Raw genomic sequence first — 14,923 nt, forward strand, 5'->3', positions numbered from 1 at the left:
ATAGATCATCCTGTCCATACCCTATAGTATACACCTAAAGCAGAATATTAAACAATGTTTTTATTTAAAAAATTCATGGTTTCCGTGCTGGAACAAATAAGTCAAATGGGAATCGAACCAGCTTACCGCTCCGCTCCTGGAGCCTCTTCGGTACATAAAATATAATGCTCCGTTTGAATAGTCTTCACCTGCCAGTGCCCGGTTCACACATTCTTTGGTACTGTTCGTTACCTTTACAGAATTTATGCTGCCGTTGGATACCGGTGAAAACTGGGAGGGCGAATAAACAACTCCTTTCACTGTACTTGGAAACTGACCGCTTTTTACGCGGTTTAAAATCACATTTGCTACAAGAATCTTTCCTTCCTCATCACAGATTCCAGCTTCTGCCTGCACAATCTTTAACAGGACATTATAGTCATCATCAGATAGTGACGTGGCATGAACTGCTCTTTCCTCTTCTGCTTTTCTGGCTGCTTCTTCTTCCGCTTTTTTTGCTTCCTCTGCGGCTATCTGTGCCTGCCTTTTTGCTTCCTCCTCCAGTGCAATCTGCTCATTCATGCGCTGAACTCTGGTAAAAGATTCTTCTTCCAGTTCCTGCTTTTGTATGATTTCTTTTTCTAACAGATTTCCAGCCAGCTGCTGTGCCTGCATCTTGGGATCGGTAAGGTTAATTTGTACTTTTGCTTGTAAGGCCGTTTCCTCTTCTTCAACGTTCTCATCATCTGTAGCGTCTTCCAATGCCCTGGTCTCTGCAAAAGCCGTCAACGCATTCTTTCCGCTGCTTCCAAAACCTGTGGAAGTAAAAGCGATAACGGTAATAACTGCAGCACCTGCCATAAAAACTGCTGAGGAACGATACATTCGCTTTGTAACCTTTACGGTTATTCCTCTTAAGAACTGACTAATCTGCTGAAGGATAGAGCGTAGTGTAAGCATAAATACTCCTCTTTCTCTAATCTCATTTGCCTGGGCTGCGGATGAATCCGTAACCCGTTTCCTTGTGTCGTCCGTAATTATAGAAGAATACCGTTAAAAAAGTCAATGGCAGTTTAACATTTTTGTGATAATTTAACTTCTTAATTTTTTAACTTTTTTATTTTTTTGTTAGTTATACACTATTTTGTCTTGTACTTAAGTGCTTTTTTTGTATTAAACATGTGTTAACATTTTACAATAGTATTACATTTCTGTTAATTATTCACCTGGCCATCTTCGGCTTGTCTTGATGTTTTATTGTTTTATGTAAACTAATCAGCCATAATTGATGCAAATTTGCCATTTATAAAGGTAGCCAGCTTCTCCGCTGGCAGAACAATCTGCTGTCCTCTCACACCGGCACTGACAACAATTTCAGAATACTGTTTTGCTGATTCCTCTATCCATGTGGGGTAGTGCTTTTTCATTCCAACAGGAGAACACCCTCCCCTGATGTATCCGGTGACAGACTGTAATTCTTTTACAGAAATCATTTCTGCCTTTTTATCTCCTGTGAGTTTCGCTGTTTTTTTTAAATCCAGCTCTCCGTCTACAGGAATGCAACAGACAAAATACCCTGTTTTATCCCCTTTTAATACAAGAGTTTTAAAAACACTCCCATGATCGACTCCCATCATATCCGCAGCATGGCTGCCCGATAGATCCTGTTCATCTACGGTATATTCCCTGGTGTTATAATCAATCCCTGCTTTATCTAACATTCTCATCGCGTTTGTTTTTACCATTCCAGCTCTCTCTTAACCCTTTCTCGTATTAAAAAACGTTTTAATGTTTCTTATTTCAACAAAAAAATCAGGGACAGAATTATATTCTGCCCCTATTGCCTTAACTTCCGTATTCTGACTTTCTATTCTATGTCTTCCAAAAAAGCGTCTGGTTTCCAGCATCAATAATCCATTTCTTTATATCATAATAAAAAAGACCATTTTTGTCCAGCAAAAGCTTTACACTACCAGTTCTCTTTCTCTTATTTGATGAAGCTGCCTTCACCCAGGCTTTCTCTGCCTTTCATTATTTGCCCTCTTACTTTTCATCCAGCTCTGAACGAATCTGTAAATACTTTTCATCGGTGATTTCATATAATGCCATGGAAATCAGCGATGCCACATATCCTATTACCGGCATACCAAATCTTAAAAACACAATCATATCAAGAACCTGAGGGGTCTGCTCCTGGTTTGCCGTAAAACCAACTATACCCAGAAAAAAGCTGGCGATAAAGCCTCCGATTGCCATACCGAATTTATTGATAAACGTCAGGGAAGACGACATCAGACCATCTGAGCGCTGACCAAATTTCCATTCACCAAAGTCAGAACACTCCGGAAGCATTGCCCAGCCTAAGTTACTTGGAATACGTGAAACGAATCCGAAGACTGCCATCATACTCATGAGTATGGTAACAGATGCTGTAGGATGCAGCCACATAACAATCAGAGGATAAATAGAGAACAGGCTTCCCAGCCAGTATAAACGTTTTTTACCTACAAACTTAGCAATTGCCGGCAGCAGAGGAAGGAGGATGATCCCTGCGAACAGTGTCGCAGAAGCAACTTTCGGTACCAGGTCCACACGATTAAGCACATATTTGAAATAATACATATTGACTGCACTGTATGTAGCATTAGCCAGTACGTCCGTACCAAAAGCAATCATCAGCATCAGCATAGGTTTGTTTTTCACTAAAAGCTTAAGATCATTTACCATATTTAGCCGGACTCTTTCCCTTTGCATATCACAAACATCATATTTCTTACCGCCCCATGCACAAACCCAGAATGAAACGGTTGTCATAATGCCGACTAAAGCTCCATAAATCGCCCAACCCTGTTTTCCACCTCCAAATGCGTCCACTAACGGAAGTGCCATGATAGTAACAATAAACTGTGCCACCGTTCCCATACCCTGTTTCCACGATACAATTACAGTCCGCTGATCTGGATCCTGAGACATGACAGGAGTTAAAGAATGATAAGGAATATTTACTACAGTAGATACCAATGAATATGTAATATATATGACATACACATATACAATCTTCATATTAGGAGACATCTCCGGTGCCGTAAACAGCAAAAAGATAAATAATCCAAGTAATGGTGCTCCTCCTATGATCCATGGCCTGTATTTCCCCATCTTTGAATGAGTATGATCGCTTAGCATCCCCATGATTGGATCTGTAAATGCATCGATAAATCTGGATATCAGCATAAGGCCGGAAACCACCATTGTGTTAATTCCAAAAATATCTGTATAAAAGAATGTCAGATAAGACATAACCAGAAAAAATGCCAGATTGGATCCCAAGCCCCCAAAAGAATATTTAAAAACATCTATAAATTTTGCTTTTGAATATTTATTTTTCATATGATTCCTTCTCCTTTTCTAAATAAACTTCCCCAAGTTGTTAATGCATCAATCTTTTCATAAAATCCCGGTCCATTCTGGCATCCTTTTCAAATGGTACAACATCGCAGGTATCCTGATAAAACTCCAGCAGCCTTTCCTTCATTTCTGCAATCAAAGTCCGGTACTCTTCACAATCGATCTGATTCCTTATCTCATCCGGATCATTTCTCAGATCATAAAATTCGTCTTTCTCATAGAGCCTTCGGATATATTTATAATCCTTTGTTCTGCACATGACAGCTTTTCCATTATACATGTCATCCGATGCCTGCAGCGACTGCCTGGGAAAATATAATCCTTGCGGATCAGGTACGGTCTGCCCTCCGGTTTCTTTACAGTGATCCTCTCCTTTCCGAAAACCTCCTTCACAAAATACGGCCTCCCTCAATACCTCCTGCTGCTGCATAATATAGGGAATGAGTGATTTCCCAAAGTGCGTATGTTCTGCAGGCAGCTCTGCCAGTTCTTCTACAGTGGCATAAAAATCAATTAACTCTGTCATTTCCCGGCTTACACCATGACGTTTTTGCATATTTTTTGGAAGTTTTACAATAAACGGAACATTTGTCAGACAGTCCTCAAAAGAATTCTGTACCTTTTCCACCAGGTTATAATCGCCGGTATAGTCCCCATGATCACTGAAAAAAAATAAAGCAGTTTCATCATAAATTCCTTTTTCCTTTAATGCGCGGACAATCTGACCTGTAAGTTCATCAACCTTACTGCACATTCCCAGATAGACCGCACGCAATTCATCATATTCTTCCTCCTTCCAATCTTTCATATTCTGCAGCCTGGACAATTCCTTTTGCAGCCTGGACTTTCCTTCCAATCCTTTCATCGGCAAAATCCTCTTTTTCAGTTCTTTCCTGTCGATTCTGCTAAAGTATGGCTCACTGATCTGATAGACAGGATGGGGGAGCATCAGAGGAAGGAATAAGCAGAATGGCTTTTCTCCCTCATAATTTCGTATAAACTCAGCTGCACCTTCTGTCCATATCTGATCTATATCTTTAATTTCCGGCAATTTTCCCCGGTAAAAGGAATAAAAGTTCTTTCCACCTGGTTCTCCCCTCCAGTTTTCATAAGGAAGTATATCCGGTCGCCTTTGCCCATCAAGAGTAAAATAAGTATCACAATAGGGCTTATAATACTCCGGGTTCTGAGCCGGAAGCAGATCGTTTCTCTGATTCATCCAAATATGGTAATTGTGCTCTTTCAATCTTTTTAATAAGACTGGTTCATGATCATGCATCATATGATTCATCGTGCGGTGTCCTGTAACGTGGGGATACCAGCCGCTCATGAAGCTGCATCTCGATGGCGTACATACCGGATTCTGACAGAATGCATCTGCAAAGGACACCCCCTCGTTTGCCAGTTCATCCAGATTAGGAGTAACCGATGCCGGATTTCCAAGATGAAACATGGAATCAGCCCGCATCTGATCCGGATTGATAATTACAATGTTAGGATGGTTTATCATTTTCCTTCTCCTTTTTCAATCCCAGCCTTGTATAAAGTTCGTTTGGAGCATCGTTTTTTTCCATATACTCCCGGATATAGCCTTTCATTTTGTTTCGCACCGCCTCATCCGATATCGTTTGAATCTGATCCGGATCTTCTTTCAGGTCAAAAAGCAGAGAACCAAATGATGTAGTATCTCCCATATTATCTTTCTTTCTGATTTTCATTACTTTGCAGTTTTTGGTAAAAGAAAACGGTCCTGCCAGCTCCATATCTTTAAATTCAGCCGGCTGAAACATACTTCTCATATGAGTCGGCATCAGAGTATATTCAAAAACCGGCTCATCCAGGTTTTCTGCTGCGTGCATATATATGTATCTTCCATCCGTTACATTCACCTGGCTTCCATGGTAACCAAATACCGCATATTCCCGAACGGACTCATCTGAATCCATTACACTGCACAGCGGTTTCCCCTCCATATCCTCCGGAATTTTTAATCCAAAAAACTCTAAAAGTGTCGGTGCCAGATCAATGGTCTGTACGATTGCCTTTCTTCTTATTCCTGCACACTCCTTTCTTCTGGGATCATAGATATAAAATGGTATATGGGCAATCTCCTGATAAATCGGCATACTCGTTTTTCCCCACCAGCCATGCTCACCCAACAGGAAACCATGGTCAGTATTAACGATCAGCATCGTATCCTCCCACAGATTATAACGATCCATTAAATCCAGAACCTTACCAAGGTACCGGTCACATTTTGAAAGAAGAGCGGCATATTCAAACCGTACATGACTGACTGTATCTTCATCTTCCGCAACCGGAGCATAAGGAGGCCAATCCGATTCAGATGCAGCATCTCCAGAAAATGTATGTGGATACAATGCTTTATCCTCTTTCAGAGAGTAAAATGGTTCATGGGGATCAAAGGTCTCTATCTGAAGAAACCAGTTATCTTCTTCATGATTTGTTCTAATGAACTCCAGACCATTTTTAAACGTAACAGCCTGTGATGTCTTATCCTCTTTATCCATGCATCTGCGGTTAATACCATCATGCATCATCATATTTTTATAAGGGGGGTAAGTAAGCATTACTTCCTTATTTTTAAAAACAGTATTAGCTTCATATTTATAAGACAAATCTGCTTTCCATAAATCGCCTTCCTGGCCCCTGGAAATCTCCCAGGATGAGTAGCGGTTGTGATATGTGCATCCGCCATCCTCCCAATAATGCTGATGGTCACTAATTAAATGAGTATAAATCCCCCCATTTTTCAATTGTTCAGGCATGGAATCATCATATGGTTCCATTGGTCCCCAGCTCCGGTGGAAAAAGTTAATTCTGCCGGTATGAAGTTCTCTCCTTGCGGGCATGCAGGGCATGCTTCCCACATAACAGTTATCAAACTGGACACTTTTTTCCGCCAATCTCTTGAAATTAGGAGTAATTGTCCAGTTGCAGCCATATGACTCCAACAGATCCCTTCTCAGCGAATCATACATTACCATGATTGCTTTCATAATAATACCTCCTTGAAAACGTTTTCAAATCTATGATCAAAAAGCGCTTATATAAGCCGCTTTATTGATTCCCTCTCAATGTATTCTGTCACAAATTCCTCTGAAATTATTTCGTTATTCTCATGATTAATCATATTCAGCACCAAACATGCAGCTTCTCTCCCCATATCAATGGCAGGTACATAAAATGCAGAAATTGGAGGATACATAAGCGCCCCATCTCCCTTCTTATGCTCCACAGATAAAATAGATATGTCATCCGGGATAGAAAGCCGCAGTTCAACACAAATCCCCATGATAAGCTGAAGCAGTTCAATACTTGGCGAACAGACTGCAGTACATGATCCATCACGAACATATTTTTTTATTTGTGAAGCAATCATCTCCCTGGATTTTGCGATATTCTTAAAAGCTGACGGAATGATCTTTAATTCGGGTAATTCCGTTTTTAATTGTACACTGATCTTTTCTATATAAGTCTGATGTAAATGCATATAATAAAGCAGCACGCAGCGATGGCCTTTATTATACAGTTCGTGCATCATGTTAATCGTATAATTCTCGAATTGAGCATATATATTCATTCCTCTTTGATGAAGCTTTTTACCGATATATATAACTGGATATTGCTGGTCTATGAGTCGTTTTAATGCCAGTTCAGATGCCTGCTTATTGATCAGTCCTGTAAGAATCAAACCATCAATTTTTCTTTGCCCTGCGCTTTCTAAAAATCGGGGGCCGCTTTCTTCCTGGCTTTCATATATCTCCGATTCACTTATTATAACCATATTATAATTATAATGGGGTAACGTCTGTTCAATTCCCTTTAGCAGTTCTAAATTATAAGAAGTTTCAAATATAGAGTGTGAAGAGAAAGGAAAATACACCCCTATCATGTTGGATTTTTGTTTGACAAGACCACGTCCAAATTGATTGGGCTCATAATGATAGTAATTAAGTGCCTCTTTTACTGCAGCAATCTTTTCATCACTTACATTAGCACTGTTATTTAAGATTCTCGACACTGTCGAAATAGATACACCTGCGCGTTTGGCAACATCTCGTATGGATTGCATAAAAACACCTCATGAAAACGTTTTCTTATTGTATGTTTTTATACTACCAAATATAATTTCTATTTACAATAAGCACTTTAACTAAAACAAACATTTATTTATTAAGCACTTTTCACAAATATATGTTTTTTGATTTGAACTTATTATATCTTATTCTTCTGTTTATCAAAAAAATCGAGGAGTTCCAGAAGGTTATTTAATCCTTTACATTACAATATAGTTACTGATATAATACAAATATATAATATTTTATTATATCATAACAGAAAGTTATAAAACGAAAGGATTTTAATATGGATCAGAATCTTTCCCAATATAAGATATTTTATGAAGTGGCAAAAGCAGGTAATATTTCCAAAGCGGCAAAAGAGCTTTTTATCAGTCAGCCGGCAATCAGTAAATCAATCAGCAAGCTGGAAGACAATTTAGACGTGGCATTATTTACCCGCAATTCCAGAGGTGTCCAGCTTACACAAGAAGGACAGCTGCTGTTTCATCACACGAAAACTGCCTTTGAAGCATTAAACAGAGGGGAACTGGAGCTGAAAAGGGTAAAGGATTTTAATATCGGACACTTAAGAATCGGTGTCAGCAATACACTGTGCAAATACATTCTACTTCCATATTTAAAAGGATTTATTGAAAAATATCCTCATATTAAAATCACCATTGAGAGTCAGTCTACCTCCCATACAGTTGAAATGCTTGAACAGCAACAGATTGACCTTGGACTGATTGCAGAACCTTCCAACCGCCGCCCGCTTTTATTCAATCCAGTCATGGAAATTCAGGACATTTTCGTAACTACAAATGCATACCTGGAAAATCTATATTTAAGGGAAGGGGAAAATGCTGATTTATTTCAGACAGGCAACATTTTACTATTGGATAAAAATAATATGACAAGGAAGTATATTGACGAATATCTAAATGAAAATAAGATTATTCCCAATCAGCTTCTGGAAATTACCACCATGGATTTACTCATAGAATTCGCCAAAATCGGCCTTGGCATAGGTTGTGTGATTAAAGAATTTGTTCAGGATGAACTTGACAAAAAGGAACTGATCGAAATCCCAATGATTTCCGGCATTAAGAAACGTATGGTAGGGTTTGCATATAATCCGGGAACGATATCCACAGCAATGGAAATTTTCATTGAAGCAATGAAAAAAGCTGGAATGTAAGGCTGAATATACCATAAAAAAGACTGCTAAAAAGAGAAGCTGTTTTATCCCACTCTCTCTTTTTAGCAGTCTTTTATTTAATACACTAAAGTGATATTTAGTTATCGATCAGTTTTCCGCCGTCATTCCAGCTGTAAAGCTTACGAAGATCTGCTCCCACTTTCTCTAATTCATGAGAAGCTTCAGAATTCCTCATAGCTCTGAAATGTGCACCGCCAACCTGATTCTCAAGCAGCCAGTCCTTTGCAAAGGTGCCATCCTGAATATCAGTCAGTACTTTCTTCATCGCTTTCTTTGTTTCATCTGTAATGATCTTTGGTCCTGTAATATAGTCTCCATACTCAGCTGTATTGGAAATGGAATATCTCATTCCTGCAAAACCGCTTTCGAAGATCAGATCGACAATCAGCTTCATCTCATGTACACATTCAAAGTAAGCGTTCTCCGGTGCATATCCTGCTTCAACCAATGTCTCAAAACCAGCTTTCATCAGTGCGCATACACCGCCGCACAATACAGCCTGCTCACCGAAAAGATCCGTTTCAGTTTCTACCTTAAAGGTTGTCTCCAAAACGCCTGCTCTTGCGCCGCCTAAAGCCTGAGCATAAGCCAGAGCCTTGTCCTTCGCCTTACCGGTATAATCCTGATGAACTGCTACCAGACAGGGAGTTCCTCTTCCAACCAGATATTCATTACGAACTGTATGTCCAGGTGCTTTTGGTGCAATCATGGTAACGTCAACATTCTTAGGAGGAATAATCTGTCCGAAGTGAATCGCAAAACCATGAGCGAACATCAGCATATCGCCTTCCTTTAAGTTAGGCTCTACTGATTCCTTATACATAGCAGCCTGTTTCTCATCATTGATCAGAATCATGATAACATCTGCCTTTTTGGCTGCTTCAGCTGCAGTATAAACGGATAAACCCTGAGCCTCTGCTTTTGCCCAGGAACTGCTTCCTTCATAAAGTCCAACGATGACATCACATCCGGACTCCTTTAAATTAAGCGCGTGGGCATGGCCCTGGCTTCCGTATCCAATCACTGCAATCGTCTTACCTTCTAATAAAGATAAGTTGCAGTCTTCCTGGTAGTAAATCTTTGCCATCTTTCTTTCCTCCTCATATACTGACTCATAATATATTTTGTTAAAGGAACTCTGCCGACGGCTCACTGTCCGCCTTTGGCAACACCTCTAGCTAACAAACTCAGACTGCCTAAGGCAGGTAGCGGATATCATCGGATCCTCTGGAAAGTCCTGTCAGACCAGTCCTTGCCAACTCTAAAATCTCGTAGTCTCCAAGGAGATTAATCAGCGCATCCAGTTTAGACTGGTCCCCTGTCAGCATGACAGTCAAAGAATCTCTTCCTACATCAACAATGGTAGCTCTGAAAATTTCTGCAATGGCACTGATTGCCTGGCGTTCACTGGCATTGGCACTTACCTTAACCAGAATAAGCTCACGGTAAACAGAATGCCCTGGTTTTAATTCCTTAATATCCCTGACATCTTCCAGCTTTCTCAGCTGTTTTTCAATCTGATCCAGAATCTCCTGTTCGCCGACAGAAACCACTGTCATCCTCGAATATCTCTCATCCGCAGTTACTCCTACCGTAAGGCTCTCAATGTTATAGCCACGGCGGCTGAACAGTCCGGCTACACGGCTTAATACGCCGGCAGTGTTATCAACCAACAATGATAATACGATTCTTTCCATTCCCATCCCTGCCTTTTTGTATAATATTTAAATGATAACAATGGAACTGTTATTTGTCAACTAAATAATAGGAATGTGTATTATAATCTGGAGTTATACCTATAAGCAGATTTGATCATTATCTTCCATATCAATCACAGGATTCACATGAACCATGCAATGCTTTACATCAGGAAAGTGTTCTTCTATGCACAGATGTACCTTTTCTGCAATTTCATGAGACCTCACCAGTTCCAGTTTCCCTTCCGCAGCAATTTCTATATCCACATAAACCTTTGCCCCAAACATTCTGGTTCTGATTTCATCAATCCGTTTCACTCCGATTACAGACATGGCAAATTCTTCCATTTTTTGCACTGTCTCATCATCACAGGATTTATCTACCATTTTATCCATTGCATCCCGGAATATATCTATCGCAGCCTTAGCGATAAAAAAGCATATTACAATACTGGCGACTGGGTCCAGCACCGGTGCGCCCATTCTGGCTCCTGCAATCCCCACCAGGGCTCCCACAGATGACAGTGCATCAGAACGGTGATGCCAGGCATCTGCCATAACTGCCCCAGAATTTATCTTTTTTGCCGCTGCTTTTGTATACCAGTACATCCATTCTTTCACAGCAATAGACAAAACTGCCGCAAACAGGGCCAAAACACCAGGAATTGCCATTGGCTCCCCGTTTCTGCCAAAAATGTTCTTAATTCCGGTCATACCGATTACAACTCCGGTTGCCATAAGCATGGAGGAAAGAATGATGGAAGCCACGCATTCCATACGATCATGTCCATAAGGGTGCTCCTTATCCGATTTTTGATCTGCCAGGTGTACCCCAGCTATCACAACCAATGAACTGAAAACATCAGAAGCGGAGTGAACGGCATCGGAAATCATTGCGCCGGAATGAGCAAAAATTCCAGCTGCCAGTTTAAAGACAGACAGCAGTAAATTCATCATAATACTGACTGCCGACACATGCATGGCAAGACTTTTACCTTCTTTTTCTTTCTTTTTTGTGATCATACATTTCATAACAGTTACCTCCAATTAATTAAGATAGCCCTATATCATCTGCAATCACTTCCTGACGTCCACATCTGTCCAATAATAGAAAAAGCACCTGTGGAACAATTAGAGTAAACTACTGTCCCACAGATGCTTATTAATCATCCGTTGTCGCACAAGGCAACCCGGCTTCCAGCGATTTAAGCTGATGCCTGCTCAGTTTGTACTGTAGATTCATATGCAGTGCAAAGAGTGTTAAATTCTGTTTAAAGGCTTCTGCAATATAATATGAAGGATCTTCTTAAAAGTGACTGGTTACGTATAATCAATAATACAATATTCATAGGCATTGATTACGATTGTACTGCCATACTGGTCTTCCCGCTTAAATGCATTGCCATAGTTAGCATGGATATGACCATGAAAAAAATATCTGGGAGCATACTTATCCATCAGTGCTTTAAAACACGAAAAACCACGATGAGGAAGATCCGGCAGGTCATTGAGTTCAAAAGCCGGCGCATGGGTTACCAGTATATCAAACCCCTTATTTTTCTTTAACTTCCACCACATACGCCTGATTCTCTGCTCCATTTTCTTCTCTGTAAACTGATCGGGTGAACATGGAATATATTCCATGGAACCACCCAGCCCCAAAATTCTGACTCCATTGAAGGTAACAATCTCATCTTCAATGCAGGTACACCCCTCCGGAGGGCAGGTGTGATACTGACAATCATGGTTTCCACGGACATAAAAGACCGGTGCATGGGAACAGGTCGCAAAAAACGTCAGATAATTTGCTCTCAAATCACCGCAGGAAATGATCAGATCAATATCCTTTAGTTTCTCCGGTGTATAGTATTCATAGAGTGACTTGGACTCATGATCCGCCAGTACCAGAATTTTCACGCTGCAGTTCCTCCATATCCATGTTCTCGTATATTGTCTGGCCCTGAAGGCGGACCAATGACCGGGCTTCTTCCGTTAATTCCTCAAAATCAGGAATCTGCCCCACCACATTTTCCGTCAGCCAGTTCATTGTGGTAATTTCTTCCGGTGTAAGACTTAAGCCTTCTTCACACTCGATTTTCCCAGCCTGAGAATAGATGGTTCCTACAAAAGGCTGAAAACTGCCTGCCCGAATAGAATTTTTTAAAAATGTAAGCAATCGGTTTGTGCCGTGTGGCAGATTCTGGGAGCAAATCACATCAATCACATCGGCAGACATTCCCCACCAGTAATTAATTGCCTGCTTTCCTTTCATTTCCTTGCGGTCAACCGAACCGTGACAAGTGAGATTTACGATTCTCTCATAGAACTTTCCCCAGTGCCAGATAGGAGTAGCCAGATTTTTGAGGCTTCCATTTGGTGTTTTCTGATATAGTCCATATGCTCTTGTAGGCGCCTGAGGTGTGATCATATCGTCTCCGGAAATAAAACGGATGCCTTCCTTCTCCAGTTGTTCCTGTGCATCCCGTCCATTGATCTTTGACCACTCCAGATGAACTTTTGCATAAGGATTAATCATCTTCGCTCCCAATGCAAATGCATTGATATTTGCAATGGTTCCGTATATGGGATAATCTGCAATGTAACCCAGTTTATCATCCCGCGACATGGAAGCCGCCAGAGCACCCATTAAAAATTTAGATTCATACATCCTTCCATAATAGGTGCAGACAGAAGAATACGACATATTGACCGAGCAGTTAAATACCTTTATTTCCGGGTGGTCGATTGCAGCCTTCACGCTTAAATTAATCATTTGAGAGGCTGTGGTAAATATCATATTGCACCCTTTAGCAATCGCCGTATCTATGGCTTTTCCTGTCTCTTCCTCCGTATCTGCGTGGAAGAAGACAATCGTCTCCGTCTTCCCCTCAAAGGCTTGTTCCAGATACATCCGTCCCAGCTCATGGCCGTAAGTCCAGCTGGAGGTTTCTGCTGTCTTTGCATGTATAAATGCTATTTTTAACATGGATGGATCAAACGACGAATTCGGAAGCAGCCAGTTAATCAGCTTCATGGGAGTATTTTCTGCTCCTTCACTTGCCTCCTCCGGCTGCTCTACCAACGCAATCTTATTGCCTCTGGAAGCAAGAAGGAGCTCATCCTTTATCTTAACCAGATCCTTCCTGATCTGCTTTTCCACCCGGTCTTTCACCAATCTGTAGCCAAACAGTTCTATATAAACTAAAAAGGCATCGGAACAGGTCATGTCATAATCATCACCGCCGAATGCATGAAACGCTTTGGAAAAACGGTCATAAGCGGACTTAAAAATCAGCCGCTCATCTTCGCTCCACTGTTCATCCGGATTTTTATTCATGGCTTTTAAAAGCTTATCATAGCTGCCTTCCTTGCTGAACCATATATCACAGTTAAAGGAGACCTGATAAAAATCAAGGAATTCATAGTAAAGCTTGTTGTTTAAATCGTCCGTACGTCTGGGAATCATTCGGATCACTGAAGCAGCGATACTGAAAGCTCCTACATATTTTAATACACTGACCCTTTTATTCCCTTCCTGTACATAATACTGATTCATGAATTCATAGACAACAATCGGGTCATGAATCCCCTCCTGTATCTGATGATCATAAAGATATGCCCATTTCGCTCCAAATTCAGACTTTTCCGACAAGAGCGGCATGAAATTGTTGGCAAATGCATTCGTCCGTCCTTCCGTCTTGGTGCCAACTACCTTTTCAAGAGGAATATCCATTATCCCCAGATTGACTTCCGATACAATATCCGAATACGATAAGATATCATCAAGCACCGGCAGATACGGATATTCTCCTCTTGATACGGATGCCTGGTACTGCCTTCGCCCTTTTCTTAAAGCCCCTACATAATCATATAGTGCCATCCGCAGTTTCCTCCCTTTATTTTATACCCCTATTTTACCATCCAATCTGTTGTGTGTACAGACAACGATTTCTTCTTATGCTTATTACACTTTTAAGTTGCGCACTTTGAAATCACGTTCCAATTCACGTTTCTGGTCTTTCTTAGCAATATCATCCCTTTTATCGTAAAGCTTTTTACCTCTTGCCAGACCGATCTCCACCTTAACCAGACTGCCTTTAAAATATACCGAAAGGGGTACCAGAGTATACCCTTTCTGGGCAATCTTTTCATCCAATTTCAGAATCTCCGATTTGTGAAGAAGAAGTTTTCTCACACGCAGGGGATCTTTGTTGAAAATATTTCCTTTTTCATAAGGGCTGACATTCATGCCACATACATAAACCTGACCTCTGTCAACTTTTACAAAAGATTCCTTTACGCTGCATTTTCCCATTCGTATGGATTTTACCTCTGTGCCAAAAAGCTCAATTCCAGCTTCATATTTTTCATCAATAAAATAATCATGATACGCCTTTTTATTGTTGGCGATTAATTTAAAATTTTCTCCCATATCAATAAATCTCCCTCATTAAAACTTTACACAATCATACTACATTATTTATATCCCGTAAAGGTGTTAGAAAATGCTTTTTTATTTTCCGCTTAAAATAGGAAGG

13 protein-coding genes and 1 riboswitch are annotated in these 14,923 nt (G+C 40.5%); of the genes, 1 reads left to right on the plus strand and 12 read right to left on the minus strand.

All coding sequences use genetic code 11. The annotated features are described in order from the left end of the window. Positions 1-60: 60 nt before the first annotated feature. The 6 genes from RZO55_RS15090 to RZO55_RS15115 all read right to left on the minus strand — a co-directional run bounded on the left by RZO55_RS15090 (position 61) and on the right by RZO55_RS15115 (position 7,480). The gene (locus RZO55_RS15090; RefSeq protein WP_318065084.1) at positions 61-939 is read right to left on the minus strand and encodes a cell wall hydrolase; all 879 of its coding nucleotides are present in this window, start codon (positions 937-939) and stop codon (positions 61-63) included. A gap of 311 nt (positions 940-1,250) precedes the next feature. Then, positions 1,251-1,724 (minus strand): Cys-tRNA(Pro) deacylase, encoded by a 474-nt coding sequence (ybaK, locus tag RZO55_RS15095; protein WP_318065085.1) that lies wholly within the window; start codon positions 1,722-1,724, stop codon positions 1,251-1,253. A 298-nt stretch (positions 1,725-2,022) separates the two neighbouring features. After that, on the minus strand, positions 2,023-3,366 hold the full coding sequence (locus tag RZO55_RS15100) for an MFS transporter (RefSeq protein ID WP_318065086.1): 1,344 nt from the start codon (positions 3,364-3,366) through the stop codon (positions 2,023-2,025). A gap of 40 nt (positions 3,367-3,406) precedes the next feature. Then, positions 3,407-4,894, minus strand: a complete 1,488-nt coding sequence (locus RZO55_RS15105) for a sulfatase family protein (RefSeq protein WP_318065087.1) — start codon at positions 4,892-4,894, stop codon at positions 3,407-3,409. Continuing rightward, positions 4,878-6,404, minus strand: a complete 1,527-nt coding sequence (locus RZO55_RS15110) for a sulfatase (RefSeq protein WP_318065088.1) — start codon at positions 6,402-6,404, stop codon at positions 4,878-4,880. The genes RZO55_RS15105 and RZO55_RS15110 overlap by 17 nt, the downstream gene beginning before the upstream one ends. Before the next feature lie 47 nt (positions 6,405-6,451). Next, positions 6,452-7,480 carry a LacI family DNA-binding transcriptional regulator gene (locus RZO55_RS15115; RefSeq protein WP_318065089.1) on the minus strand — a complete coding sequence of 343 codons (1,029 nt, stop codon included), beginning with the start codon at positions 7,478-7,480 and terminating at the stop codon, positions 6,452-6,454. A gap of 293 nt (positions 7,481-7,773) precedes the next feature. On the opposite strand from RZO55_RS15115, the gene RZO55_RS15120 reads away from it, so the two are divergent. Further along, the gene (locus RZO55_RS15120; RefSeq protein ID WP_318065090.1) at positions 7,774-8,667 is read left to right on the plus strand and encodes a LysR family transcriptional regulator; all 894 of its coding nucleotides are present in this window, start codon (positions 7,774-7,776) and stop codon (positions 8,665-8,667) included. Positions 8,668-8,764: 97 nt separating this feature from the next. On the opposite strand, the gene ilvC is transcribed toward RZO55_RS15120, so the two are convergent. From ilvC to smpB, 6 genes are all read right to left on the minus strand, one after another. Beyond that, entirely contained in the window at positions 8,765-9,775 is a 1,011-nt protein-coding gene (gene ilvC / locus RZO55_RS15125) for a ketol-acid reductoisomerase (RefSeq protein ID WP_318065091.1), read from the minus strand. 109 nt (positions 9,776-9,884) lie between these two features. After that, a complete protein-coding gene (ilvN, locus tag RZO55_RS15130; RefSeq protein WP_318065092.1) occupies positions 9,885-10,385 on the minus strand; it encodes an acetolactate synthase small subunit in 501 nt (166 codons plus the stop codon). 99 nt (positions 10,386-10,484) lie between these two features. Next, entirely contained in the window at positions 10,485-11,417 is a 933-nt protein-coding gene (locus RZO55_RS15135; protein WP_318065093.1) for a cation diffusion facilitator family transporter, read from the minus strand. A 110-nt stretch (positions 11,418-11,527) separates the two neighbouring features. Then, positions 11,528-11,620, minus strand: a riboswitch (NiCo riboswitch). Positions 11,621-11,705: 85 nt separating this feature from the next. Then, complete coding sequence (locus RZO55_RS15140) at positions 11,706-12,302, minus strand: metallophosphoesterase family protein (protein WP_318065094.1); 597 nt, start codon at positions 12,300-12,302, stop codon at positions 11,706-11,708. Further along, a complete protein-coding gene (locus tag RZO55_RS15145) occupies positions 12,274-14,265 on the minus strand; it encodes a BMP family ABC transporter substrate-binding protein (protein ID WP_318065095.1) in 1,992 nt (663 codons plus the stop codon). Before RZO55_RS15145 ends, RZO55_RS15140 begins: the two co-directional genes overlap by 29 nt. An 84-nt stretch (positions 14,266-14,349) precedes the next feature. Continuing rightward, positions 14,350-14,817: an SsrA-binding protein SmpB gene (gene smpB, locus RZO55_RS15150; protein ID WP_318065096.1), complete on the minus strand. Its 468-nt coding sequence runs from the start codon at positions 14,815-14,817 to the stop codon at positions 14,350-14,352. Between the last annotated feature and the right edge of the window lie 106 nt (positions 14,818-14,923).

Source organism: Clostridium boliviensis (assembly GCF_033342255.1).
GTDB classification, from domain to species: Bacteria; Bacillota; Clostridia; order Lachnospirales; family Lachnospiraceae; genus Lacrimispora; species Lacrimispora boliviensis.